Source organism: Pleomorphomonas oryzae DSM 16300, assembly GCF_000422965.1.
GTDB classification, from domain to species: Bacteria; Pseudomonadota; Alphaproteobacteria; order Rhizobiales; family Pleomorphomonadaceae; genus Pleomorphomonas; species Pleomorphomonas oryzae.
On record NZ_AUHB01000014.1, the window covers coordinates 126,755 to 153,147 of the forward strand.

The 26,393-nt window shown below is 64.9% G+C and carries 20 protein-coding genes; 5 read left to right on the top strand and 15 right to left on the bottom strand.

All coding sequences use genetic code 11. From position 1 onward, the window contains the following. The first annotated feature begins 188 nt into the window (after positions 1-188). Together gltB and G522_RS0120770 are read left to right on the top strand one after the other, a co-directional pair. Positions 189-4,886 carry a glutamate synthase large subunit gene (gene gltB, locus G522_RS0120765; RefSeq protein WP_051228980.1) on the top strand — a complete coding sequence of 1,566 codons (4,698 nt, stop codon included), beginning with the start codon at positions 189-191 and terminating at the stop codon, positions 4,884-4,886. A gap of 132 nt (positions 4,887-5,018) precedes the next feature. Then, positions 5,019-6,437, top strand: a complete 1,419-nt coding sequence (locus G522_RS0120770; RefSeq protein WP_026792680.1) for a glutamate synthase subunit beta — start codon at positions 5,019-5,021, stop codon at positions 6,435-6,437. Positions 6,438-6,518: 81 nt separating this feature from the next. Here G522_RS0120770 and G522_RS0120775 read toward each other — a convergent pair whose 3' ends face one another. Beyond that, entirely contained in the window at positions 6,519-7,622 is a 1,104-nt protein-coding gene (locus G522_RS0120775) for an SGNH/GDSL hydrolase family protein (RefSeq protein ID WP_026792681.1), read from the bottom strand. A gap of 56 nt (positions 7,623-7,678) precedes the next feature. Then, positions 7,679-8,950, bottom strand: coding sequence for a lytic murein transglycosylase (locus G522_RS27995; protein ID WP_084633320.1), 1,272 nt, complete (start codon positions 8,948-8,950; stop codon positions 7,679-7,681). Between the two features lie 241 nt (positions 8,951-9,191). On the opposite strand from G522_RS27995, the gene galU reads away from it, so the two are divergent. Beyond that, positions 9,192-10,067 carry a UTP--glucose-1-phosphate uridylyltransferase GalU gene (gene galU, locus G522_RS0120785; RefSeq protein WP_026792682.1) on the top strand — a complete coding sequence of 292 codons (876 nt, stop codon included), beginning with the start codon at positions 9,192-9,194 and terminating at the stop codon, positions 10,065-10,067. A 247-nt stretch (positions 10,068-10,314) separates the two neighbouring features. Then, positions 10,315-10,953, top strand: coding sequence for a LysE family translocator (locus G522_RS0120790; RefSeq protein WP_026792683.1), 639 nt, complete (start codon positions 10,315-10,317; stop codon positions 10,951-10,953). A gap of 2 nt (positions 10,954-10,955) precedes the next feature. On the opposite strand, the gene G522_RS28000 is transcribed toward G522_RS0120790, so the two are convergent. Both G522_RS28000 and G522_RS0120800 read right to left on the bottom strand, forming a co-directional pair. Continuing rightward, positions 10,956-11,516 (bottom strand): NADPH-dependent FMN reductase, encoded by a 561-nt coding sequence (locus G522_RS28000; protein WP_051228964.1) that lies wholly within the window; start codon positions 11,514-11,516, stop codon positions 10,956-10,958. 95 nt (positions 11,517-11,611) lie between these two features. Continuing rightward, positions 11,612-12,247 carry a LysE family translocator gene (locus tag G522_RS0120800; protein WP_026792684.1) on the bottom strand — a complete coding sequence of 212 codons (636 nt, stop codon included), beginning with the start codon at positions 12,245-12,247 and terminating at the stop codon, positions 11,612-11,614. A 127-nt stretch (positions 12,248-12,374) separates the two neighbouring features. On the opposite strand from G522_RS0120800, the gene G522_RS28005 reads away from it, so the two are divergent. Beyond that, a complete protein-coding gene (locus tag G522_RS28005) occupies positions 12,375-12,935 on the top strand; it encodes an Lrp/AsnC ligand binding domain-containing protein (protein ID WP_084633321.1) in 561 nt (186 codons plus the stop codon). A gap of 56 nt (positions 12,936-12,991) precedes the next feature. On the opposite strand, the gene serA is transcribed toward G522_RS28005, so the two are convergent. From serA to gap, 11 genes are all read right to left on the bottom strand, one after another. Further along, positions 12,992-14,578, bottom strand: coding sequence for a phosphoglycerate dehydrogenase (serA, locus tag G522_RS0120810; protein WP_156887008.1), 1,587 nt, complete (start codon positions 14,576-14,578; stop codon positions 12,992-12,994). 174 nt (positions 14,579-14,752) lie between these two features. Next, positions 14,753-15,928 (bottom strand): phosphoserine transaminase, encoded by a 1,176-nt coding sequence (locus tag G522_RS0120815; protein WP_026792686.1) that lies wholly within the window; start codon positions 15,926-15,928, stop codon positions 14,753-14,755. A gap of 178 nt (positions 15,929-16,106) precedes the next feature. After that, positions 16,107-16,916, bottom strand: coding sequence for an outer membrane protein (locus G522_RS0120820; protein WP_026792687.1), 810 nt, complete (start codon positions 16,914-16,916; stop codon positions 16,107-16,109). A gap of 219 nt (positions 16,917-17,135) precedes the next feature. After that, a complete protein-coding gene (glmM, locus tag G522_RS0120825; protein WP_026792688.1) occupies positions 17,136-18,482 on the bottom strand; it encodes a phosphoglucosamine mutase in 1,347 nt (448 codons plus the stop codon). A 206-nt stretch (positions 18,483-18,688) separates the two neighbouring features. After that, a complete protein-coding gene (locus tag G522_RS0120830; protein WP_026792689.1) occupies positions 18,689-19,717 on the bottom strand; it encodes a peptidoglycan -binding protein in 1,029 nt (342 codons plus the stop codon). 80 nt (positions 19,718-19,797) lie between these two features. After that, complete coding sequence (locus G522_RS0120835; RefSeq protein WP_026792690.1) at positions 19,798-20,799, bottom strand: hypothetical protein; 1,002 nt, start codon at positions 20,797-20,799, stop codon at positions 19,798-19,800. Positions 20,800-20,929: 130 nt separating this feature from the next. Beyond that, a complete protein-coding gene (locus G522_RS0120840; protein WP_026792691.1) occupies positions 20,930-21,718 on the bottom strand; it encodes an inositol monophosphatase family protein in 789 nt (262 codons plus the stop codon). Positions 21,719-22,129: 411 nt separating this feature from the next. Further along, complete coding sequence (locus G522_RS28010; protein ID WP_051228966.1) at positions 22,130-23,164, bottom strand: tetratricopeptide repeat protein; 1,035 nt, start codon at positions 23,162-23,164, stop codon at positions 22,130-22,132. Between the two features lie 72 nt (positions 23,165-23,236). Next, positions 23,237-23,881, bottom strand: a complete 645-nt coding sequence (locus G522_RS0120850) for a thiamine phosphate synthase (protein ID WP_036840340.1) — start codon at positions 23,879-23,881, stop codon at positions 23,237-23,239. 197 nt (positions 23,882-24,078) lie between these two features. Further along, the gene (locus G522_RS0120855) at positions 24,079-25,272 is read right to left on the bottom strand and encodes a phosphoglycerate kinase (RefSeq protein ID WP_026792693.1); all 1,194 of its coding nucleotides are present in this window, start codon (positions 25,270-25,272) and stop codon (positions 24,079-24,081) included. 154 nt (positions 25,273-25,426) lie between these two features. Further along, positions 25,427-26,393, bottom strand: a 967-nt coding sequence (gene gap / locus G522_RS0120860; RefSeq protein WP_026792694.1) for a type I glyceraldehyde-3-phosphate dehydrogenase, incomplete at its 5' end; no start/stop codon positions are given.

The window sequence follows — 26,393 nt, forward strand, 5'->3', positions numbered from 1 at the left end:
ACGGCTGTCGCTGTCGCGCCGTCTGGCAGAAATGCCAGAAAGGACGGGCGGGTCCACAACGAGGGCATAAGCGGGTATATAAGGAATATCCCGCTCCTCGCGGAGGCGTCCGGAAAGAGACACCCATCGGCGGGCCAAGCCCGCCGCACACTGATGAGGACTTCGCCATGAAGACGCTCGACCAATCGATGCCGCACCTTGCGCCTGCCGCGCCGAATGCCGCAACGAGCGCCACGCGCACGACGACCGAGATCGCCGATATCCGCGCGAAAGCCGGGGCGGAGGGCCTCTATAGCGCCCAGCACGAGCATGATGCCTGCGGCGTCGGCTTCGTCGTCGATATCAAGGGCCGCAAGAGCCACCAGACCGTGACCGATGCCCTCTACGTGCTCGAAAACCTCGAGCATCGCGGCGCCGTCGGCGCCGATCCGCTGATGGGCGACGGCGCCGGCATTCTGGTGCAGATCCCGCATCGTTTCTTTGCCGAAGAGTGTCTGAAGCTCGGCTTCGAGCTGCCGGACGCTGGCCGCTATGGCGTCGCCCAGTTCTTCCTGCCGCAGGACGAGGCCGAGCGGACCCGCGCGGTGGAAATCGTCGAGCGGTCGGTGAAGGGCCAGGGCCTGGCCATTCTCGGCTGGCGCGACGTGCCGGTCGACAACTCGGCCCTGTCCGAGGGCGTCAAGGCCACCGAGCCGGTGCATCGCCAGCTGTTCGTCATGCTGCCGGGAACGTCCGACCAGGAGGCGCTGGAGCGCAAGCTCTACATCGCCCGCAAGGTGCTGTCCGGCGACGTCTATGAAGCCGACTGGAACGGCGCGACCAAGCGCAACCAGGATGCCTTCTACGTGGTGTCCTTCTCCTCGCGCACCGTCGTCTACAAGGGCATGTTCCTGAGCTATCAGGTCAAGCGCTACTATCCAGACCTCTCGGACCCAAGGTTCGAGTCGGCGTTGGCGCTCGTCCATCAGCGCTTCTCCACCAACACCTTCCCGTCCTGGAAGCTGGCGCATCCCTATCGCATGGTTGCTCACAACGGCGAGATCAACACCCTGCGCGGCAACGTCAACTGGATGTACGCCCGCCAGGCGACCACCACGTCCAAGGTGCTCGGCGAGGATATCGAGAAGATCTGGCCGATCTCCTACGAGGGCCAGTCGGACACCGCCTGCTTCGACAACGCGCTGGAATTCCTGCTGCGCGGCGGCTACTCGCTGCCGCACGCGGTGATGACGCTCATCCCCGAGGCCTGGGCCGGCAACGAGAGCATGGATGCCGAGCGCAAGGCTTTCTATGAGTATCATGCCGCCATCATGGAGCCGTGGGACGGCCCGGCGGCGGTTGCCTTCACTGACGGCCGGCAGATCGGCGCGACGCTCGACCGCAACGGCCTGCGTCCGGCCCGCTATGTCGTCACCGACGACGACCGCGTCATCCTTGCCTCCGAGAGCGGCACCCTGCCGATCCCCGAGGAGAAGATCGTTCAGAAGTGGCGCCTGCAGCCCGGCAAGATGCTGCTGATCGACCTCGTCGAGGGCCGCATCATCTCCGACGACGAGATCAAGAAGACGATCTCGACGGCGGAACCCTATGCCCAGTGGATCGACGACACCCAGCTGGTCCTCGAGGACCTGCCGCCGGTGCGCGCCCGTGCGCCCAAGTCGGGGGAGAACCTCCTCGACCTGCAGCAGGCCTTCGGCTACAGCCAGGAAGACCTCAAGGTGCTGATGGCGCCGATGGCCACCACCGGCCAGGAGGCCACCGGCTCGATGGGCACCGACACACCGATCTCGGTGCTGTCGTCCAAGTCCAAGCTGCTCTACACCTACTTCAAGCAGAACTTCGCCCAGGTGACCAACCCGCCGATCGACCCGATCCGCGAGGAACTGGTCATGAGCCTGGTGTCGTTCATCGGTCCGCGTCCGAACCTGTTCGACCGCGGCGATGATGCGCACAAGCGGCTCGAGGTGCGTCAGCCGATCCTGACCAACGAGGATCTCGAGAAGATCCGGTCGATCGAGACCGTCGAGGACTCCGGCTTCAAGACCATCACCATCGACATCACCTATCCGGCGGCCAACGGTCCCTCCGGGATGCGGCCGGCCCTCGAGGCCATCTGCATCCAGGCCGAGGCGGCGGTGCGCATGTCGGCGGCCGGTCAGGTCTACAACATCATCATCCTCTCCGACCGAGGGGTTGGGGCCGAGCGCATCGGTATTCCGGCGCTGCTCGCCACGGCGGCCGTGCATCATCACCTGATCCGCAAGGGTCTGCGCACCCAGGCCGGTCTGGTGGTGGAATCGGGTGAGCCGCGCGAAGTGCATCACTTCGCCTGCCTCGCCGGCTACGGCGCCGAAGCGATCAACCCGTATCTCGCCTTCGATACGCTGATCGCTATGAAGGACAAGCTGCCCAAGGGGGTCGACGAGCACAAGCTCGTCTACAGCTACATCAAGTCGATCGGCAAGGGTCTCCTGAAGATCATGTCGAAGATGGGCATCTCGACCTATCAGTCCTATTGCGGCGCCCAGATCTTCGATGCTGTCGGCCTGTCGTCGCGCTTCGTGCAGAAGTATTTCTTCGGCACCGCCACCCGCATCGAAGGCGTCGGTCTCGACCAGATCGCCAAGGAGACGGTGGCCCGCCATGCCCGCGCCTTCGGCGGCGACCCGACGCTGGCCAGCATGCTGGAAGTGGGCGGCGAGTATGCGCAGCGCATGCGCGGCGAGGCACACGTCTGGACGGCCGGTGTCATCGCCGGCCTGCAGCACGCCGTGCGCGCCAACTCCTTCGAGCAGTTCCAGAAGGAATTCTCCGAGGCGATCAACGCCCAGAGCGAGCAGGCCATGACCATTCGCGGCCTGTTCCGCATCAAGTCGGCCGAGGAAATCGGCCGGACGCCGGTGCCGCTTGAGGAAGTTGAGCCGGCTAAGGACATCGTCCGCAAGTTCGCGACCGGTGCCATGAGCTACGGTTCGATCAGCCGCGAGGCGCATACCAACCTTGCCATCGCCATGAACCGGATCGGCGGACGCTCGAACACCGGTGAGGGCGGCGAGGAGGCCGATCGCTTCAAGCCGCTGCCGTCGGGCGACAGCCTGCGCTCGGCGATCAAGCAGGTTGCCTCGGGCCGGTTCGGCGTCACCACCGAATATCTGGTCAACGCCGACCAGATGCAGATCAAGATGGCGCAGGGTGCCAAGCCCGGCGAAGGCGGTCAGCTGCCCGGCCACAAGGTCGACGCGATCATCGGCAAGGTGCGTCACGCCACCCCCGGTGTGCAGCTCATCTCGCCGCCGCCGCACCATGACATCTACTCGATCGAGGATCTGGCGCAGCTGATCTTCGACCTGAAGAACGTCAACCCGACCGGCGAAGTGTCGGTGAAGCTCGTCTCGGAAGTCGGCGTCGGCACGGTTGCCGCCGGCGTCGCCAAGGCGCGCGCCGATCACATCACCATCTCGGGCTTCGAAGGTGGCACCGGCGCTTCGCCGCTGACCTCCATCAAGCACGCGGGCTCCCCGTGGGAGATCGGTCTGGCCGAGACGCAGCAGACACTGGTGATCAACGGCCTCAGGAGCCGCGTCGAGCTGCAGGTCGATGGCGGTGTCCGCACCGGTCGCGACGTGATCGTTGGCGCACTGCTCGGTGCCGATGGCTTCGGCTTTGCCACCGCGCCGCTGATCGCCTCGGGCTGCCTGATGATGCGCAAGTGCCATCTCAACACCTGCCCGGTTGGCATCGCCACCCAGGACCCGGTGCTGAGGAAGCGCTTCGTCGGCCAGCCGGAGCACGTGATCAACTACTTCTTCTTCGTCGCCGAGGAAGTGCGCCGCTATCTGGCAGCGCTCGGCTTCCGCAAGCTGGAAGAGCTCACCGGCCGCACCGACATTCTCGACAAGCAGGCGGGCATCGAGCACTGGAAGGCCAAGGGCCTCGACTTCTCGCGTCTGTTCTATCTGCCGAAGGCGGATCCGGCCGAGATGCGCCACACCACGGTGCAGAAGCATCCGATCGACGACATCCTCGACCGGAAGCTGATCGCCGAGGCGATGCCGGCGCTCGAGGGCGGCAAGCCGGTGAAGATCGAAACGTCGGTGATCAACGTCAACCGGTCGGTCGGCGCCATGCTCTCCGGCGAGATCGCCAAGCGCTACGGTCACGTCGGCCTCAAGGACGACACCATCCGCGTGACGCTGACCGGTACCGCCGGCCAGTCGTTCGGCGCCTGGGGTGCCCACGGCCTGACGCTCGATCTGATCGGCGACGGCAACGACTATGTCGGCAAGGGCCTCAGCGGCGCTCGCCTGGTGGTGCGTCCGAACCCGAAGTCGAAGATCGTGCCGGAGAAGTCGATCATCGTCGGCAACACCGTGCTTTACGGCGCCATCGCCGGCGAGTGCTACTTCCGCGGTGTCGCCGGCGAGCGCTTCGCGGTGCGTAACTCCGGTGCCATCGCCGTCGTCGAGGGCGTCGGTGACCACGGCTGCGAATACATGACCGGCGGCATCGTCGTCGTACTCGGCAGCACCGGCCGCAACTTCGCGGCGGGCATGTCTGGCGGCATCGCCTACGTGCTCGACGAGGATGGTAGCTTCAACAAGCGCTGCAACATGTCGATGGTCGAGTTCGAGGAGATGATCGAGGACGAGCTGGCGCTGCCGATCGGTCTCGATGGCAAGGTCGACATTCGCGGCGACATGACGCGCCACGACTGCGAACGCCTCAAGGCGCTGATCGAGCGGCACCACACCTGGACTGGCTCGCCGCGTGCCAAGGCGATCCTCGACGACTGGGCCTCTTACCGTGGCAAGTTCGTCAAGGTGATGCCGACCGAGTATCGCAAGGCGCTGGAAGCCATGACGGCGAGCCGCTTGGCTGCCGAGTAACCGAGAGGGGCGGCCCTTGGGCCGTCCCGCCCCACCGAGACAGAAAAGGGTCCTCAACTTCCCCCGCGAGCGGCGCCAAGGACGGCGCCCCCGGTCGGCGAGCGGACCCACACAGGCTAGACGGAGTGTAAGATGGGCAAGGCTACCGGCTTCCTCGAGTTCGAGCGCCAGGAACTCAAGTACCAGAAGGTCGACGACCGCGTTCGCCACTACAACGAATTCACCGTTCCGCCGCTGGAAAGCGACATGCAGACCCAGGGTGCCCGCTGTATGGAATGCGGCGTTCCCTACTGCCATCGCGGCTGCCCGGTGAACAACCAGATTCCCGACTGGAACGACCTCGTCTACAACGGCGATTGGGAGACGGCGGCGCGCAATCTCCACTCGACCAACAACTTCCCGGAGTTCACCGGCCGCGTCTGCCCCGCGCCCTGCGAGGCGGCCTGCACGCTGAACCTGTTCGAGTCGCCGGTGACGATCAAGCAGATCGAGTACACCATCGCCGAGCGGGCTTGGAAGGATGGCCGCGTGCAGCCGGAGATCGCCAAGGTCAAGACCGGCAAGAAGGTGGCGGTGATCGGTTCGGGACCGGCCGGTCTTGCCGCCGCCCAGCAGCTTGTTCGCGTCGGTCACGACGTGCACGTCTACGAGAAGAACGCCCGTGCCGGCGGCCTTCTCCGCTACGGCATTCCCGACTTCAAGCTCGACAAGCACGTGGTCGAGCGGCGCGTACAGCAGATGGTGGCCGAAGGCGTCGTCTTCCATTTCAACGCCCATGTCGGCGTCGACGTGAAGATCGAAGACCTCAAGGCCGAGTATGACGCCGTGCTCCTGGCCGGTGGTTCGGAAAAGTCGCGCGATCTGCCGGTTCCAGGCCGGGAACTGCGTGGTGTTCACTTCGCCATGGAGTTCCTGCCGCAGCAGAACCGTCGCGTCGGCGGCGAGCCGCTCGGCGCCGTCGACCCGATCTCGGCGCTGGGCAAGCGCGTCGTGGTCATCGGCGGCGGCGACACCGGTTCGGACTGCATCGGCACCTCGAACCGCCAGGGCGCGACCGCCGTCGTCCAGCTGGAGATCATGCCGAAGCCGCCGGAGAAGGAAGACAAGCTTCTGACCTGGCCGAACTGGCCGCTGAAGCTGCGTACGTCTTCGAGCCATGAAGAGGGGGCGGAGCGTCTGTTCGGCGTCACCGCCATCTCCTTCGAGGGCCAGAACGGCGTCGTCAACAAGGTCAATTGCGTCAAGGTCGATGCCAAGTTCCAGCCGATTCCCGGCACGGAATTTTCCATCGATGCCGACCTGGTGCTGTTCGCCATGGGCTTCGTGCACCCGGTGCATGAGGGCATGATCAACGAGCTCGGCGTCGACAAGGATGGCCGCGGCAACGTCAAGGCCACCGAGGCCGATTATCGCACCTCGGTCGACAAGGTGTTCGCGGCCGGCGATATGCGGCGTGGCCAGAGCCTCGTGGTCTGGGCGATCCGCGAGGGCCGTCAGGCGGCTCGCGCCATCGACGAGTTCCTGATGGGCTCCACCGTGCTGCCGCGCTGAGCGACAGTCGCACTTCAATCCTGCGGCCGGATTCCCTCTGGGGTCCGGCCGTTGTCATTTCCGAAGGAAGTTCAGCCTTGCTCACCGCAAGGCGGTGGAATCGTAGCGGCCAGGCACCGGATCGAGCGGCAATCCCTCGACGACCAGGCGGTGGAGGGCGGAGCCGGGTTTGGGCGGCTTGAGATCGGCGGTGGTGATCAGCTTGTCCTCACCGGCGGCGCTGGGATCGTTCAGGAGCATGACGAGCCCGCCGCCGGACACCTGCTGCATCAGGTTGGCGGTGGGCGCCGCAACGTCGAGGGCGCTACCAAGGCTTTGCTGCACATAAAAGGCGAGCTTGCGGGCTCCGGAGCGCGTGAAGCCCACACCATCCTTGAGGCGCAGTTGCCGCACCTGTCCGTCGAGGTCGGGACCGCTCGCCACGAAGGCGCCGTTCTGCGAGAAAGGCTCCCAGACGTCGATATAGGTCGCCCCCTTTTCGCTGGCCTCGTCGCGGATGACGCCATCGATATAGGTGACGTCATTGGTATCTTGCTGGCTGGCGACCGGCACTAGGCCGACCCACTGGAAGGGCACGGCATACTCCCGCGTCACCCGCATCAGTTCGTTGAGCCGGGCCTTGTAGATGGTCTCCCAGTCAGGCGAGGGGAAATCGACCGTACGGTCGGGAAGCTCGATCGCCCGGCCGTCGGCGCGGCCGATCATGGCCACCACCGCCACCGGCCGCGGCTTTGCTTCGAGGCGCTTTTCCAGGAAAGCCTTCCAGTCGATATCCTGGGTGGAGGCAAGGCCGGCGTCGTCGATTGTCTTGGTTTCGATGCGCACGTCCGGCCTGTCGGCAAAGGCGATGTCGAGGCCGCGTCCGAGGTCGGCAGCCAGCCGATCGCCGATCACCAGCACCACGCGCGCGTCGTCCTGTTTGGGGTTTTGCGGCTTGACGACCACTGCAGGCGCGGCCGCCGTCCTGCGCTGACCACCGGGAGAGCCGGCTGGCGGCACTTTGATGATGCGGGCACCGCCGGCTGGCGGCTCGACTGGTTCGGGCCGGCCCAAGCCGAACAGGCGCATCAGGAAGGGTCGGTTGTCCACCTGCTGTTGCTGCTGCTGAGGTGGCGGCTGCGTCTTGAAGAACTGCGCCGATGCTGGCGTCGCGAGCCAGGCAACGGCGAGCATGACGACAGCCAACGGACTTGCCCAGCCACGAAACACGGACCCTAACCTCCAAGCCGAGGCCGTCGTTCTCAGCCGTTCCTGAGCAGCGTCAAAAGTTCGAGCGACGCGTTACCGGTGACGGCGAGGCCGCGTTGCGCCTCATAGGCGCGAATGGCGGCGACGGTTTCGGCGCCGACCTTACCATCGATCTTCTGGAGAGGGAATCCGATCGCCCTGAGCCGGGCCTGCAACTCGGTGCGGCCGGCCTCATCGAGCGGTGTATAGCCACGCGGCCAAGGAGTGACGAACGGACCGCCACCGGCGAGGCGGTCGGCGAGATGACCGACGCCGAGAGCATAGGCGGTGGCGTTGTTATAGCGCTTGATGGCCTGGAAGTTCCTGAGCGTCAGGAAAGCCGGGCCGCCGGGGCCGGCCGGCAGCAGCAGGGTGCCCTGATCGCCGGGGCGCGGGAAGGCACCGCCGGCGGCGCGGGTGAGCCCACGCGCCGTCCAATCGGCGAGCGATGCGGTGCGGCCTTCCAGCGAAGCGTCAAAGCCCGGCGGCAGGATCACCTCATAACCCCAGGTGGCACCGGGTTGCCAGCCGGACTTCCGAAGATAGTTGGCGGTGGAGGCGAGGGCGTCCGGCACCGAGGTCCAGATATCGCGGCGACCGTCGCCGTCGAAATCGACGGCATAGCCGAGATAGGTGGTGGGAATGAACTGGGTCTGGCCCATGGCGCCGGCCCAGGAGCCGATCATGTGACGGGCGTCGATGTCGTGGTGTTCGAGGATGCGCAGCACCGCGTTGAGCTGCTGCCGGCCATAGGCGGCGCGCGAACCACCGCGCCAGCCGAGTGTCGCCAGCGCCCGCACCACGTTCCTCGCCTTGGTGGGGTCGCGCAGGATGGCGCCGTAGGTGCTCTCCATGCCCCAGATGGCGACGACCACCTCACGGTTGACGCCATAGGTCGCCTCGATGCGGTCGAGCAGCGAGCGATAGCGGGAGAGCATGTCGCGGCCGGTGGCGATGCGGCTTTCCGCCGCCATGTCGTCGAGATAGTCCCAGATGGCGCGCGAGAATTCCGGCTGGATCGTGGCCTTGACGAGAACGTCTTCGTCCGGGCCGACGCCCCGGAAGGCGGTGTTGAAGGTGGCACGCGATACGCCGCGTGCCTCGGCGGCCGGCCACTGGCTTTCAACGAAGGCGGTGAAGGCCGGCGGTATCGGGCCGTCGGCAAGCGGTGGCAGGCCGGGCTCGCCTGAAGAGGCGAAGTCGTTGCCGAGCACGGCGCAGGCGGCGAGAAGAGCGGCGAGCGACAGGGCGGCACCGCCTCGGGCGATCCGTGACATTATCGGCATGGCGTACGCTCCCTTTCTCGGCTTGTTCAGTCTCTCAGAGACGAGACTTATGGTAAACGATCGGTTAAGTTTTGCGGCGTTTCGTCCTCGGCCGTCCGGCATTCGGATCTTTCGCAAAGGAATTTATTCGACCAGCTTCACATTTCCAAAATTAAACATTTTTCCGCTATTGATGGTCCCGCCCACGCGGCAGACGTCCAAACATCAGGGCGTCATCCAAATTGCCGCTCAGGAGTGCTTCATGTCCAAACGCATTCGTAAAGCCGTCTTTCCCGTCGCTGGCCTCGGCACCCGTTTCCTTCCGGCCACCAAGGCCGTGCCGAAGGAGATGATGACCGTCGTCGATCGCCCGGCGCTCCAATATGTCGTCGACGAGGCCAAGGCGGCCGGCATCGAGCATTTCATCTTCGTCACCGGCCGCGGCAAGGAAGTGATCGAGAATCATTTCGACCTCGCCTATGAGCTGGAGGCGACGCTCATCGCCCGCAACAAGACGGCGGCGCTTGAAGAGCTGCGCGCCGAACGTCCGGCTGCCGGCACCACCTCGTTCACCCGCCAGCAGGAGCCGCTCGGTCTCGGCCATGCCGTCTGGTGCGCCCGTGACATCGTCGGCGACGAACCTTTCGCGGTGCTGTTGCCCGACATGCTGATGAAGCACACGACGCCTTGCCTGAAGAGTATGGTCGACGCCTATCAGGTCAGCGGCGGCAACATCGTCAGCCTCGAGGAATGCGATCCGGCCCAGACGTCGTCCTATGGCATCGTCGCCCTCGGCAAGACGCTGGCTCCCGATGTCTACGAAGTGACCGACATGGTCGAAAAGCCCAAGCCGGCCGACGCCCCGTCCAACTTCTTCATCTCCGGTCGCTACATCCTGCAGCCGCGCATCTTCGAGTTGCTCGGCAACCAGGAAAAGGGCGCCGGCGGCGAGATCCAGCTCACCGATTCCATGCTGCGCCTCGCCAAGGAGCAGGCCTTCTCGGGCGTGCGTTTCCGCGGCACCACCTTCGACACTGGCACCAAGCTCGGTTTCCTCAAGGCCAACATCGCCTATGGTAGCGAGCGGACCGACATCGATCCCAATATCGTCAATGAGCTGAAGAGCGTTCTGGGTTGATCAGGCTTTTTGTTTTCAGCCTCAGACGCCGGCGGGCCTCCGGCCCTTAGGCTTTACGCTCCGCTTTCCGCCTGACGGGGCTTTGCCACGTCAGGCCCGCTCCGCGCGGCGCCGCTTGGCGCCGGAAGCCGCCTTTGGGCGGCTTCTGTTTTTCTGCGGCCAGCAGACCGATAAAACTTGAGAAGCATGCTTGCCTTAAGGCCATCCCTATGGATTGCTCTGCTTTCCAACAATGTGGAGGGTGAGCATGTCCATCGAACTCTGGCTGGCTTTCGTTGCCGCGTCGGCGGTTCTTTTGGCGATCCCGGGACCGACCGTTCTCTTGGTGATTTCCTATGCGCTCGGTCATGAGAGGCGCACGGCCACGGCGACCGTGGCGGGTGTCGCCCTGGGCGATTTCACGGCGATGACGGCGTCGATGCTCGGTCTTGGCGCGCTTCTCGCCACCTCTGCCGCGTTGTTCACCGCGTTGAAGTGGATCGGTGCCGCCTACCTGATCTATCTCGGTCTCAAGCTTTGGCGGGCGCCTGTGGCAAACGATGAAGCGTCGGCAGAGGCAGCTTCGGTTCCGAAGGAGCGGCCGCTGCGTATCTTTCTGCACGCCTACGCCGTCACGGCCTTGAACCCCAAAAGCATCATCTTTTTCGTGGCGTTCCTGCCGCAATTTCTGAACCATGCCGAACCGCTGGCGTTCCAGATGGTCACTTTCGAAGCGACCTTCCTGGTGCTGGCGACGGCTAACGCCACGATCTACGGCCTGATGGCCTCGCTGGCGCGCCAGACGATCCGCAAGCCGCGTGTGCAGAGGCTGGTCAATCGTACCGGAGGATCGCTGATGATCGGCGCGGGCCTCCTCGCCGTTGGCTGGAAGCGAGCCGCCGCTTGAGCCTAAAGGGCGATCGAGGGAGGCTGGCTGCTTCGGTGATTTCGGCAGAAGAAGGCGAAGTCGCGCAGGAACTGCTCGGCCGGGTCCCGGTTGGCCGGCGCTTTCACAATGTCCAGGATGGCCTCCGGGGTTTCCTTCATCACCGGAAGCCGGAAGAACAGATCGCGATTGAAATTGGCACTGATGGTCATGAGCACGGTTCGCAGGATCGCCAGCATATCGTCGCCCCGGTGCGACGCATGCACCAGCGCGATCGGCTTGCCGACCACCTGATCGCCGGATACCAGCCAGTCGATGGCATTCTTCAACCCGCCCGGGATGCTGCGGACATATTCCGGGCTCGCTATGAGAAGCCCGTCGCTCCGAGCGACCAGCCGCATGAAAGTCCCGACACTCTCGGGCAAACTGGCGCCTTCCCGATCGGGCGAGAAAACCGGCAGGTCGCCGATCCCATCGAAGACATCCAGGGTGATGTCGTGGGGTGCGATTGCCCGCAACGCCCTCAACAAGGCGGTGTTGGTCGAGGTTTGGCGGGCACTGCCGGAGATGGCCAGGATCTTCATTGGCCAAAGTTATCGCTCTTGATAGGCGCTCGCAATGGAGCTCTGGATGGTTCGGTCGACTGTCTTCCTTGTCTCGATGGCGCTGCCTTTCGCGTTCAAAGAGAACGTTGCGCCAGCGCCAAGCGTAAGCCGAAACCGATCAACAATGTGGCGAAGACCCATCGTTGAACTATCTGTGCGAGCAGATGCCGAGTGCTCCATCGGCTGAGCGTTGCGCCTGCGCAGGCATAAGTCAGGTCGAACATGAGACCGATCGCAACGAGGATCGTTCCCAGCAGCATGAATTGTCCGGGTATGCTTCCGTTCTCAGGCCGGACGAACTGCGGCAACAGCACCGAGCAAAACAGCAGAGCCTTCGGATTGAGAAGATTGGTCAAAAGGCCACGGACCACGGCGTGTGGCCAGGTCCGGTTGTTGTCGTCCGTCGCCGGTCCTTCTCCTTCCGGCAGCCGAGATCGAGACCGGAGGATTCCGACGCCAAGCCATATGAGATAGGCCGCGCCGGCGATGCGTACGATCTCGAACGCCCAAGGCGCCGTCTTGAGGAGGGCCGCCAGCCCGGCGGCGGCAAGGAACACGTGGATCGCTCGGGCCAGGGCAAGCCCGATCGCGACGGCCAATGCATAGGTTCGCCCCCGGAGCACTCCGGTGTGCAGGACCAGCACCATATCCGGCCCGGGAATAAGGTAGGCAACGGCAAGCGCGCCGACGAAGATCCAGAAATCAGTCATGTCCGCCTCCTTCGCTCTCCGTGCTGGAGACTACCTCGGCAGGCGCGGGCATGTCCTTGCGAGTTGCGCTTCGATCTGATGTCAAACTGGCGTATTATGCCAATGCTGGCGCTGAAACTGAGGGGATATGCCAATATTGAAGCTGGATGCTATCGATCGGCGAATCCTGACCGCCCTGCAGCGGGATGCTCGCCTGACCAATGTGCAGCTCGCGGAGGAAGTGGGGCTGTCGCCATCGCCCTGCCTGCGACGGGTTCGGATACTGGAGAAGGCCGGCGTGATCGGCGGCTATCACGCTACCTTGGATCGCGGTGGCGTCGGGCTCGATCTGACCGTCTTTGTTGGGGTCAAGGTCGAGCGTCACCACGACGAGACGGCATCGGCCTTCCGAGAGGCTGTCCAGGCGTTGCCCGAGGTGATCTCCTGTCATTTGGTCTCGGGAGAGGCCGATTTTCTTTTGCAGGTCGTCGTTCCCAACCTCGCCGGCTACGAGCGGTTCCTGCTCGGCACGCTGCTCAAGTTGCCGGGGGTCAGTGATGTCCGCAGCAATTTCGCCATCCAGACGGTGAAGGCGGAGGCGCCGCTCCCGCTGGATCATTTGCCGGAGAGACATGCTGCCGGAATCCCGGCTGTCCAGCGAATAGGGCGCTCTCAATCAGGGACCGCAGCCGTTGCCGGCGGCACCTGAATGGAAAGGGGCGCCGTGAGGCGCCCCTTGTGGTCGGATACGGTCGGCGGTGTCGGTCAGAACTTCAGTGCCTTGACCTGGCGCACCACCGGAATGGCCTTCACCTTGTCGAGCACCTCGGCCGGCACGTCGCCGTCCACTTCGACGAGGCAGATGGCGTCGGCGCCCTGCTCGAGGCGGCCGAGGGCGAAGGTGGCGATGTTGATGCCGGCGTCGCCCAAGAGGCCGGCGAACTTGCCGATGAAGCCCGGCTTGTCCTCGTTGGTGACGTAGATCATCGACGGCGCGAACTCGGCGTCCATCTTGATGCCCTTGATCTCGACGATGCGCGGATGGCCGTCAGCGAAGACGGTGCCGGCGATCGAGCGTTCCTGGCGGTCGGTGGTCAGCGTCAGGCGGATCAGGCTTTCGAAGTTGGCCGAGGCGTTGTTGCGCACTTCGGCGACGGCGATGCCGCGCTCCTTGGCCATCACCGGCGCAGACACCATGTTGACCGACTGCAACAGCGGCTTCAGCACGCCGGTGATCGCCGCGGCAGAGAGCGCGCGGATGTTCATGCCGGCCACTTCGCCTTCATACTCGATACGGATCGCCTTGAGTCCGGTTTCGGTGAGCTGACCGGCGAACGAGCCCAGGAGTTCGGCGAGCTTGACGAACGGGGTGAGGCGCGGCGCTTCCTCGGCAGTGATCGACGGCATGTTGAGGGCGTTGGAGACGGCGCCCTTCATCAGGTAGTCGGACATCTGCTCGGCAACCTGCAGGGCGACGTTCTCCTGCGCTTCCGTGGTGGAGGCGCCGAGATGCGGCGTGCAGACCACCTTGGGGTGGCCGAACAGCGGGTGGGCGGTGGCCGGCTCGGTCTCGAACACGTCGAGTGCGGCGCCGGCAACATGGCCGGAATCGAGCGCCGCCTTGAGGTCGGCCTCGACGATCAGGCCGCCACGGGCGCAGTTGATGATCCTGACGCCCTTCTTCATCTTCAGAATGGCCGAGATGTCGATGATGTTGCGCGTCTTCTCGATCAGCGGCACGTGCAGCGTAATGAAGTCGGAGCGGCGGAACAGGTCGTCGAGCTCCACCTTTTCGACGCCGAGTTCAACGGCGCGCTCGACCGACAGGAACGGATCGTAGGCGATGACGCGCATCTTGAGGGCGACGGCGCGGTCGGCGACGATGGAGCCGATGTTGCCGCAGCCGATGACGCCGAGCGTCTTGTTGGTCAGCTCGACACCCATGAAGCGGTTCTTCTCCCACTTGCCGGCATGCGTCGAGGCGTTGGCCTCGGGAATGTCGCGGGCCAGCGCGAACATCAGGGCGATGGCGTGCTCGGCGGTGGTGATGGAATTGCCGAAGGGCGTGTTCATGACGATGACGCCGCGCGCCGTGGCGGCGGGCACGTCGACGTTGTCGACGCCGATGCCAGCGCGACCGATCACCTTGAGGTTCTTGGCGTTGGCCAGCAGCTTTTCGGTGACCTTGGTGGTCGAGCGAATGGCGAGGCCATCGTAGTTGCCGATGATTTCGGCCAGCTTTTCCTTGTCCTTGCCGAGGTCGGGCTGATAGTCGACCTCGACGCCGTGGTCCTTGAAGATCTGGACGGCGGTGGCGGACAGCTTGTCGGAAATGAGAACGCGAGGAGCCATGGGAGTCATCCTGGTTGGAAGGCACCTGCACCTTGCCCTTTTCCGTTCATCGGAACGGAGAGAAGAGACCGGTGGCGCCGGATGGAATGTCACTGCGGCTAAAGGGATTTCCCGCCCCGCTTCAGGGGAGGGCAAGGAGGAGGCAAGCAAGGCTCGCCTCTCCGATAGTAGAAATCAGGCGGCCTTCGAAAGGCCGGCCAGCGCCTTGGCGAAGGCCCAGTCGATCCACGGCGTCAGGGCGGCGACGTCGGACGTCTCGACGGTGGCGCCGCACCAGATGCGCAGGCCCGGAGGGGCGTCGCGATAGGAGGCGATGTCGAAGGCGACGCCTTCCTTTTCGAGAAGGCCGGTCAGCGTCTTGACGAAAGCCTGCTGCCCGTCGATGTCGAGGGCTGCGACGGTGGGATGCACGAAGCTCAAGCACACCGAGGTGTTGGAGCGGATCGCTTCATTCTTCGCCAGGAAGGCGACGGACGGCGTCTTGGCAACCCAGTCGGCGATGGCCTTGGTGTTGGCGTTGGCGCGAGCGATCAGCGCTTCGAGGCCACCGATGGCGTCGGCCCACTTCAGCGCGTCGATATAGTCCTCGACGCAGATCATCGAGGGCGTGTTGATGGTGTCGCCCTTGAAGATGCCTTCGATCAGCTTGCCGCCGGAGGTCAGGCGGAAGATCTTCGGCAGCGGCCAGGCCGGCTTGTAGCTCTCGAGCCGTTCGATGGCGCGCGGAGAGAGGATCAGCATGCCGTGGCCGCCCTCGCCGCCCAGCACTTTCTGCCAGGAGAAGGTGACGACATCGAGTTTGTCGAAGGGCAGGGGCTGTGCGAAGGCAGCGGAGGTGGCGTCGCAGATGGTGAGGCCCTGACGGTCCGCCGGGATCGCGTCGCCATTCGGCACGCGGACGCCGGAGGTGGTGCCGTTCCAGGTGAACACAACGTCGCGGTTAAAGTCGACCTTGGCGAAGTCGACGATGTCGCCGTAGGGCGCCTCAAGGACGCGGGCGTCGAGCTTCAGTTGCTTGACGACGTCGGTCACCCAGCCGGAGCCGAAAGATTCCCAGGCCAGCATGTCAACCGGGCGGGCACCGAGCAGCGACCACAGCGCCATTTCGACGGCGCCGGTATCGGAAGCGGGGACGATGCCGATGCGGTAATCGGCGGGAACGCGCAGCACCTTGCGCGTGAGGTCAATCGCCTCAGCGAGCTTGGTCTTGCCGATCTTGGCACGATGGGAGCGGCCGACCGGCGCCCCCGAGAGAGCCTCGACGGTCCAACCTGGGCGCTTGGCGCAGGGGCCGGAGGAAAAACGGGCATTAGCCGGCTTGATAGCCGGCGCGGCGGTCGCGTCAGTCATGTAACTATCCTCTCAGATAGGTGCTCCTCGGTGGGGAGGAGTGTCCCGCCGTCTGAGCTATCGGAAAGGTCGCGCGCCGTCAAGCCGGCTCGACGCGGCTCGCTTGAGTGTGTTGCCAAAAGACAAACGGCGGGGAGACAGATGTCTTCCCGCCGTCTGAAGATGAATTCGTCAGCTCTCAGTTGAGGTAGTAGCGAAGGCCGAGGCGCACTTCGTGGGCCTGGATATCTTCGTAGTTGATGTGGGTAACGGCCCCACCCGGATTTGCCGTCACGCTGCCGGTCTGGGCATCGCCGAGGTTAAGGTAGCGATAGCCGAGATCGAGGCTGAGGCGATCGCTGAGGGGATATTCAACGCCGGCCATCAGAGCCCAAGCGAAGTTCCACTTGCCTTTGCCCGCGGGATAATTGCCACTAAAGGCGTCCTGAGCGCTAGATTTGACATCACTGGTCTTGAGATAGGATGCGCCCGCACCCGCCCCAAGGTAAGGCTTCAAGCCATGGAAATCGCCGAGGTCGGCGTAGACGTTGGCCAGCGCGCTATAGGCGGTGATCTTTGCACTTTCGGAGCTTTCCCATTCGCCGCCACCACATGGACCGGCGAGTGTACAGTAGGCTTGCCCCTTGAACTTGGCCGGTGTCTCGTAGTCGACCGTCAGGTCCGCTCGAAGATAATCATTGAACTTGTAGCCGACACCGGCGCCGAAATCGGCGGCACCTTGCATCTTCTCGCTACCAAATTCGCCGTTGTTGCCGAAGCTACCCCAGGTGCGGTCGCTCAGAACGCCCTTGGGCGCCTGATAGTATTTGTAGCCGATGTCGCCGCGGAGATACCAGCCGCCGACGGCCGGCAGCGGCATCGGTTCGGGCGCTTCGATGACTGGTGGATATTCCACCGGCATGTCGGCGGCGCGGACGGCGCCGGAAAAAGCCGCGAGGCCGAATGTCGCAGCCACGGCCAGAGAGAGGTTCATTGTGAGACTGCGCATAGGTCGATCCTTCCGAAGAAGCATGATCGCGAGGCGGCGAGCCGCCGTTCATCATCGCTTTCGAGCCAATTCTTAGGGCAAGTCGGTTAATCTGGACTTAACTACGTTGCTTAACCTTGATGATCGACGAATTTGATGGATCTGCCGGATATTGCAGACGAAAATGCCCCGGCGGCATTGCGCGGCCGGGGCAGCTTTGGAAACAAAGGGTAGAAAAAATCAAACGGCGACGTTGCCGATCGCCTCGACGATCTCGCCCACCGCCACGGCGACGAGGTCGGCGTTGTCACCTTCGCCCATGACGCGAATCAATGGTTCGGTGCCGGAGGCGCGAACGAGAATGCGACCGCCAGCGCCGAGTCGGCCCTCGGCGGCGGCGATCGCCGCCTTGACGCCGTCATCTTCCAGCGGCTTGCCGCCTTTGACGCGCACGTTCTTCAGGAGCTGCGGCACCGGATCGAAGCGGTGGCAGACCTCGCTCACCGGCTTGCCGGAGCGCTTGACGACGGCCAGCACCTGAAGCGCCGCGACGAGACCGTCGCCGGTGGTGGCATAGTCGGACAGCACGATGTGGCCGGACTGCTCGCCACCGACATTGTAGCCACCGGACCGCATCGCCTCGACGACGTAGCGGTCGCCCACCTTGGTACGGATCAGCTCGAGGCCGATGCTCTGAAGGTAGCGCTCAAGGCCGAGGTTGGACATGACGGTGGCGACGATGCCGGGCCGGGCGAGGCGGCCGTCTTCCTGGAAAGAGGCGGCGACCACGGCCATCAGCTGATCGCCGTCGACCACCTGGCCTTTCTCGTCGATGATGATGACGCGGTCGGCGTCGCCATCCAGCGCAATGCCGATGTCGGCCCTGACCTCCCGCACCTTTTCGGTGATGGTGGCGAGGCTGGTCGAGCCACAATCGCGATTGATGTTGAGGCCGTTGGGATCGACGCCCAGCGCCACGACCTCGGCGCCCAGCTCCCACAGCACTTCCGGGGCGACCTTGTAGGCAGCACCGTTGGCGCAGTCGACCACCACGCGGAGGCCTTCGAAGGAGATGTGGCGGGAGAGCGTGCGCTTGGCCGATTCCACATAGCGGGCGCGCTCGCCGTCGACGCGCTTGGCGCGCCCGAGGTCGGCGGGGGCGGCGAGGCGGCCGGTAAAGTCGCCGTCCAGCATCTCCTCGATCTCCAACTCCACCTCGTCGGACAACTTGTAGCCGTCGGGGCCGAACAGCTTGATGCCGTTGTCGGCGAAGGGATTGTGCGAGGCGGAGATCATCACGCCGAGATCGGCCCGGAGGCTGCGGGTCAGCATGGCGACGGCCGGCGTCGGCACCGGGCCGGTCAGGAACACGTCGACGCCGACGGCGGTGAAGCCGGCGGTCAGCGCTGGCTCGATCATATAGCCGGAGAGGCGGGTATCCTTGCCGATGACGACGCGATGACGGTGATCACCCCGATGGAAGGCGAGGCCGGCGGCCATGCCGACCTTGAGGGCGATTTCCGGAGTGATCGGCCAGCTGTTTGCCGTGCCGCGGATGCCGTCGGTTCCGAAAAATCTGCGTGCCATGTCGTTCGTCCGCGCTTTCCAGTCATGCGCCGCCCTTGGCGCTTCGTTCTTTTCTGCGACCCGGATGATAAACGGCCGGTGAACGAGCAAGGGTCAAAAATTGTGAACGACTGTTACGTCTTGGCGTATCGACGGATGAGTGCTCTCTTGTTGTCGCATCGTGTCTCGCGGAAAACCGGTTTCCACTTTTCCGCACGATGCTCCGATCAGCGCTCGGTCAGCTTCAGCTCGATGCGGCGGTTCTTGGCGTTGACCTCGTCGCTATCGCCTTCTTCCAGCGGCTGAAACTCGCCGAAGCCGGCGGCCACCAGATGGTTGGGCGAGATGCCCTTGCTGATCAGATACTTGACCACCGATATGGCACGTGCCGACGAAAGCTCCCAGTTGTCGCGGAAGCGGCCGTTGCCGGACAGCGGCCGGGCGTCGGTGTGGCCGTCGACGCGCAGCACCCAGGCGATCTCCGGCGGGATCTGCCCTTCGAGCTGCAACAGCGCTTCGGCCAGCTTGTCGAGCTCGCCGCGGCCGGCCGGGTTGACCTCGTCGTTGCCGGAATCGAATAGCACTTCCGACTGGAAGACGAAGCGGTCGCCGACGACACGGATGTCGGAGCGCTGCGACAGGATCTCCCGGAGGCGACCGAAGAAGTCGGAGCGGTAGCGGGCGAGTTCCTGCACGCGCTGGGCCAGCGCCACGTTGAGGCGCTTGCCGAGATCGGCGATCTTGGCCGAGCTCTCCTTGTCGCGGGACTCCGAGGCGTTGAGGGCGTCCTCGAGAGCGGCGATCTGGCGGCGCAACGCCGAAATCTGCTGGTTGAGCAGCTCGACCTGGGCGAGCGCCCGCTGGCTGACGCGCTTCTCGTCGGAAAGCTGGGAGGTCAGCGCCTGCATCTTGGTGTCGGCGGCATCATTGGCGCCCGACTGGCTGGCGATCAGTCCCTGAAGGTTGTCGCGGGCGGCCAGCGCGTCCTTGAGGTTGGATTCGAGCAGAGACACGTTGTCCTGCAGGTCGCGGTTGGAGGCGCGCTCCATGGCGAGCAGCTCGGTCAGCTCGGCGATCTGGGCATTGAGGCGGCCGAGCACGGTGTCCTTGTCGGTGATCTGCTGACTCAGGAAGAACTGGGCCAACGAAAAGACAGACAACAGGAAGATGATCGACAGCACCAGCGTGGTGAGCATGTCGACGAAGGCTGGCCAGTAGTCCTGCTGGGTCGAAAACCTGCGACGTCCAAGGGCCATGTTCGGTCAATCTCTCTATTGTCGAAGCTTTTCCGCACAATTTCCGACGGAAAGTGGCCGACACTGTTCCTGGAAAGGCGTCACCCGCGTTCCGACCGCTCGACGGCGCCGGTCAGGAGTTCGAGCAGGCGGCGAATTTCCTTCTGCTGCTCGCCCTGGCTTTCGGCCCAGGCCCGCACCAGTTGCTGCTCGGCACGCATGTGCTGCACTAGCCCCTGGATGCCTTCGGCGAGATTGGCCATCGCCTGGCTGGACCGGGTGCCGGCGCCGCCATCCTGGATCTGCTTGGAGAGGTGCTCGAGGGCGCCCCGGAGGTCGTCGATGTTCTGGGCGTCGCGGATGCTGGCGCCGACATCGCCGGCCGAATCGAGCTCGGCCTGGGTGGACAGCCAGTCTTCGAGGTCGAGATAGAAGCGGTTCTGCGCCTGTCCGGCCTGAAGGTCGAGGAAGCCGACGATCAGCGAGCCGGCGAGGCCGAACAGCGAGGACGAGAAGGCCGTGCCCATGCCGGAGAGCGGCGCCTGCAAGCCGCTCTTCAGATCTTCGAAGATGACGCTGGCCGTGCCGGAGCCGACGTCGAGGCCCTGGATGGTGGCGCCCACCGAGTTCACGGTGGAGATCAGGCCGTAGAACGTACCGAGCAGGCCGAGGAACACCAGAAGGCCGGTCATGTAGCGCGAGATGTCGCGCGCCTCGTCGAGACGGGTGGCGATCGATTCGAGCAGCGAGCGCATGCCCGAAGCGGTAATCGCCCGCTGGCCGAGCCGGTCGCCGAGCAGCGTCGCCATGGGGGCGAGCAGCACCGGCTGCTTGCGCACTTCGAGGCCGGGCTCGCCGAAGCGGTAGGTATTCACCCAGCGCACCTCGGGGAACAGGCGGATCACCTGCCGGAAAATCAGCAGAATGCCAACCAGCGCCACCGAAAAGATCAGGCCGTTGAGGCCGGGGTTGGCCATGAAGGCTGTCTTGAGCTGCCGCGAAAGCAGCAGACCGACGAAGGCAGCGATGACCAGGAATACCGCCATCCGCCAGAGGTACACCTGGGGACTGGTAAGCTTGATACCGGACGCGTCTTTGGCCATGGCTCTCGTCGCTTGCTCTCACTGATCGCGGCGCATAGTAAACGCGATTTACGGCGAAAAGAGCAAGGCATACGGGCGGTTCCCCCGAATTTTTCGGGGGAAGCCAATTGATTCAAACAATAGCTGGCGATCAGGCCTTCCTGAGCGTGGCGAGAAGCTGGGCGTGGATCGCCTCGTTGCCCGCGACCAAGGTGCGCGAGGCGTGCATGTCGTCCTTGCCCGCCTTGTCGGTGACGAAGCCGCCGGCTTCCTTGATCATCAGCCAGCCGGCCGACGTATCCCACGGATTGAGGTCGTCTTCCCAGAAGCCGTCCAGCTTGCCGGCGGCGACGTAGCAAAGATCGAGCGCCGCCGAACCAAGACGGCGGATGCCGGCGCAATTGGCCATCACCTGCCGAAGTTCGTTGAGATAATGCGGGTGGTTGCCGCGGCCGAGGTGTGGCACGCCGGTGCCGATCACGCATTCGGGCATTTCACGGCGGGCCGAGACGCGCAGACGACGGTCGTTGACATAGGCGCCGGCGCCGCGTTCGGCAGTATAGAGCTCGTCGGTGGCCGGGTTGAAGACGACGCCGGCGATCGGCACGCCGTTGCGCTCCAGCGAAACCGAGATCGAGAAGATGGGGATCGAGTGCAGGAAGTTGGCGGTGCCGTCCAGCGGGTCGACCACCCAGCGGTGCTGCTCGTCCTCGCCGGCCACTTCGCCGCGCTCCTCCATCAGGAAACCATAGGTGGGGCGCACCCGCTTCAGCTCCTCGAACAGTACCTGTTCGGAGCGCTTGTCGGCGGCCGAGACGAAATCGCCGGGGCCTTTCATCGACACCTGCAGGTTCTCGACCTCGCCGAAATCGCGGGTAAGGCCGCGTCCGGCCTTGCGGACGGCCTGGACCATGACGTTGAGGAGGGCGGAACGAGCCATTTTCTGGAGATCCTTCAGGAAAAACGTTGGCTGCGTAGCCATCACAAACGGCCGCCGAGCGCAAGCCCTAACCCGCCAATCGCTTAAAAGCGGTTGGCGGGTTAGGGCTTGCTTCTCGGTTTTTGTTCTCTGCCTCAGTCGCCGGCGGGCCTCCGGCCCTTAGGCTACCGCTCCGCTAGACGCCTTCGAGACGCTTCGTGTCTCGAAGGCCGCTCCGCGCGGCGCCGCTTGGCGCCGGAAGTAGTTTTTCCGCCTCAGTCGCCGGCGGGCCTCCGGCCCGTGGCTTTCGCTCCGCTAGACGCCTCCGAGACGCTTCGTGTCTCGAAGACACGCTTCGCGTGGCGCCGCTTGGCGCTGGAAGCCGCTGACGCGGCTTCGGGAGTGTTTCCCGGCATGCCCTGAGCGAAGCCATCAATTGCCGGCGTCGACGCCGGGCAGGTTGAGTGGCTTATCTTCGGGCTTCGGAGCGTCCGGCTTTGCTGTGTCTGGCGCGGGAGCGCCCGGCGCCAGCGCTTTTTCGAGCCAGCCGTCGGTGAGGCCAGCGCCCTTGGCGAAGCCGTACCAATGGCGGGCGAGGTCGAGATCGCGCGGCACGCCCTCGCCGACGGCATAGAGCCGGGCAAGGCGGCTCTGCGCCACCGGATTGCCGGCCTCGGCGGCCACCTTAAACCAGGCGGCGGCGATCTTCTGGTCGCGGGCGACACCGGTGCCGTTGAACATCATGATGGCATATTCGACCTCAGCGGCGATATGGCCGGCTTTTGCCGCCTCCCCCATCAGCCGCGCCGCTTCCGCCTCGTTCTTCGGTACGCCCTGGCCCTCGCGGTTGAGGGCAGCCAGCGCGTAGATCGCGTCGATGTTGCCCTCGTCGGCGGCCGCCTTGAACAGGGCGGCGGCGCGGGCATAGTCGAGAATACCGGACGACGGGTCGATGCAGAGCAGGCCCAGCCAGTAGTTGGCTTCGACGACACCCTTGCCGAGTGCTTCTTCGAGGTAGTTGGCGGCCTTCTTCTTGTCGACCGGCATGCCGACGCCGAGCGCGGCGAGGTTGGCGAGTTCGACCAAGGCCTGCGGATCGCCGTTCCGGGCGGCGAGCTGATACCAGATGATCGCCTCGTCGGGCTTCCTCGGCAATCCCAGGCCGTTGGCATAGAGATAACCGATTAGGCTTTGCGCCTTGGCGTCGCCAAGCTTGGCGCGCTCGACGGCAATCTCGAAGGCGGTGAGATAGTAGCCGCGCTGGAAGGCGCCGAACGCATAGTCGATCTTGTCGCTGTCGGGCAGCGACTTGAGAAGGTCCGGCACAGTCGGCGCTGCCTGGGTGGCCGATGACGGCGCCGGTTTCGGCTTCGGCGCGGCTTCGACCGCTATTGCCGGTCCGGCGAGGAGGCCGAAGCCGAACGCGACGGCGAGACAGGCAACGCGGACTTCAGGCGGCATCGGCATCGCGGTTTCGGCTCTGTTGGGATCGGTCGTGCAAGGCAGCGTTAGCGGTCAAGTTGGCCGGGAATGCGGCAGCTACTCGGCGTCGGGACGCTCTGTGGCAACGCGGTCAAGAATGGCATTGGCTTCCGTGACCGCGGCGGCCGGCCCATCGGGGTGGTCCCAGATGGCGGCACGGACGGCGACGAAATCGGCACCGGTGCGGGCGCAGACCTCGACCGAGGCCATGGAACGGCCGGACAGCAGCACGCAGGGCGGCTCGAACAGCTCGGCCCACCAGGCGCCGAGATCGATGGTCTTGCGGTGGACCTCTTCGCCTTCCTCAAGGTCGAGCAGACCGAAGAAGATGTAGTCGGCACCGGCTTCGCCGGCTTCCATCGCTTCATGACGGACACGCAGATTGCCGGCGCCGACGATGGATTTGGGCTGCAGGGCCTCGATCGCTTCCTTCAGCGCCGTCTCGCCGGTTTCAATGTGGATGCCGTCGGCGCGGGCGCGGCCCATGACGCGACTGTTGCCGACGACGAGCGCTGCGACGTCATGCTTCTGGGCGATCGGCACAAGCGCCTCGGCAATGGCCTGAAGGTCGTTTTCCGAGGCGGCATCGGGGGCGATCAGCAGCGAGGCGACGTCGCCGGCGGCCAGCGCCGCTTCGAGCTGCGGCGCGAACGTGGCGATATCGACGACGCGGGGCGTGATCAGGAACAGACGGGCGCGCAAGGGAACCTCCGGCAACAAAAACCCCGTGCCCAGAAAGGGCACGGGGCGCTTCATATCACAAACACGTTCGGCAGGAACCAATTGGTTCCGAATGGACTCCCGAAGCCGCGTCATCGGCTTCCGGCGCCAAGCGGCGCCCGCGCGGAGCGCGAGAGCCTAAGGGCCGGAGGCCCGCCGGCGACTGAGGCTTAAAATCCTCAGCCCTCGAGGGCTTTCACACCCGGCAGCTCCTTGCCTTCCATCCACTCGAGGAAGGCACCGCCGGCCGTCGAGATGTAGGTGAAGGAGTCGGCAGCGCCGGCGTGGTTGAGCGCCGAGACGGTGTCACCACCACCGGCGACCGTCAGCAGCTTGCCGGCCTTGGTGGCGGCGGCGGCATACTGGGCGGCGGCCACGGTGGCCTTGTCGAAGGGCTCGATCTCGAAGGCGCCGAGCGGGCCGTTCCAGACCAGCGTCTTGGCCTTGTCGATGGCGGCCTTGACGGCGTCGATCGACTTCGGACCGGCGTCGAGGATCATGGCGTCGGCCGGAACGGCGTTGACGGACACGACCTCGTTGGCGGCACCGGCCTTGAACTCACGGGCGATGACGGCGTCGACCGGCAGCACGATCTCGCACTTGGTTTCCTTGGCCTTGGCCAGGATGCGCTTGGCGGTGTCGGCGAGGTCATGCTCGCAGAGCGACTTGCCGACGGCGATGCCCTGGGCAGCCAGGAACGTGTTGGCCATGCCGCCGCCGATCACCAGGATGTCGACCTTGGCGACGAGGTTCTCGAGCAGGTCGATCTTGGTCGACACCTTGGCACCGCCAACCACGGCGAGCACCGGGCGCTTCGGCGTGCCGAGGGCAGCGCCGAGGGCGGTCAGCTCGGCCTGCATGGTGCGGCCGGCATAGGCCGGAAGCTTGTGGGCGAGGCCTTCGGTGGTGGCGTGGGCGCGGTGGGCGGCCGAGAAGGCGTCGTTGACGTAGATGTCGCCGAGCTTGGCGAGCGCGTCGACCAGCGCCGGGTCGTTCTTTTCTTCGCCCTTGTAGTAGCGGGTGTTCTCAAGCAGCAGGATGTCGCCGTTCGACAGGGCGGCAATGGCCTTCTCGGCCACCTCGCCGATGCAGTCGTCAGCGAAGGCAACCGGCTTGCCGATGGCCTTGGCCAGCGGGGCGACGATCGGCTTCAGGCTGTCCTCGGCCTTGCGCTCGCCCTTGGGGCGGCCGAAATGGGCCAGCAGGATGACCTTGGCGCCCTTCTTGGCGAGGTCGAGAATGGTCGGGACGATACGGTCGATGCGGGTGGTGTCGGTGACGACGCCATTTTCCATCGGGACGTTCAGGTCGACGCGGACGAGGGCGCGTTTGCCGGCGACGTCGGCGTCATCAATGGTCTTGAAGCTGCTCATGGTGGTCCTCGCTTCGTGCGCCGCCACTCCGGTATGCGCGGGGTCGCGCTTGCGACGGATGGCGGTCGGCCGCGGTAAGAGCGGTCGAGCCCGCCTCCGGCCAGACCCCATGACGGGGTCCTCCAGAGAGCGGGCTCGGCCTGTTCGGTCTAGATCAGATGGTCTTGGCGATGGCGACGGCGGTGTCGGCCATACGGTTGGAGAAGCCCCACTCGTTGTCGTACCAGGAGAGGATACGGACGAGCGTGCCGTTCATGACCTTGGTCTGGTCGAGGTGGAAGATCGACGAATGCGGGTCGTGGTTGAAGTCCGACGACACGTTCGGCTGATCGGTGTAGCCGAGGATGCCCTTCAGCGGGCCGTTGGTGGCGGCAGCCTTGATGGCCTCGTTGATCTCGGCGACCGAGGTGGCGCGCTTGGCGTTGAACACCAGGTCGACGACCGAGACGTTGGGGGTCGGCACGCGGATGGCGACGCCATCGAGCTTGCCCTTGAGCTCCGGCAGCACCAGGCCGACGGCCTTGGCGGCGCCGGTGGAGGTCGGGATCATCGAGAGGGCAGCGGCGCGGGCGCGGTAGAGGTCCTTGTGCAGCGTGTCGAGCGTCGGCTGATCGCCCGTGTAGCTGTGGATCGTCGTCATGAAGCCGGTGTCGATACCGATGACGTCGTTCAGCACCTTGGCGACCGGCGAGAGGCAGTTGGTCGTGCACGAGGCGTTCGACAGGACGATGTGGTCCTTGGTGATCTTGTCGTGGTTGACGCCGTAGACGACGGTGAGGTCGGCGCCGTCAGCGGGGGCCGAGACCAGCACGCGCTTGGCGCCGGCCGTCAGGTGCATCGACGCCTTGTCCTTGGCGGTGAAGATGCCGGTGCACTCGAGAGCGACGTCGACGCCCAGGTCCTTCCACGGCAGCGTGGTCGGGTCCTTGATGGCGGTGACCTTGATCTTGCCGGTGCCGACGTCGATCCAGTCGGCGCCGGTGGTCACTTCATGCGGGAAGCGGCCGTGCACGCTGTCGAAGCGGATCAGGTGGGCATTGGTCTCGACCGGGCCGAGGTCGTTGATGCCGACAACCTCGATGTCCTTGCGACCGGACTCGACGATCGCGCGCAGAACGTTA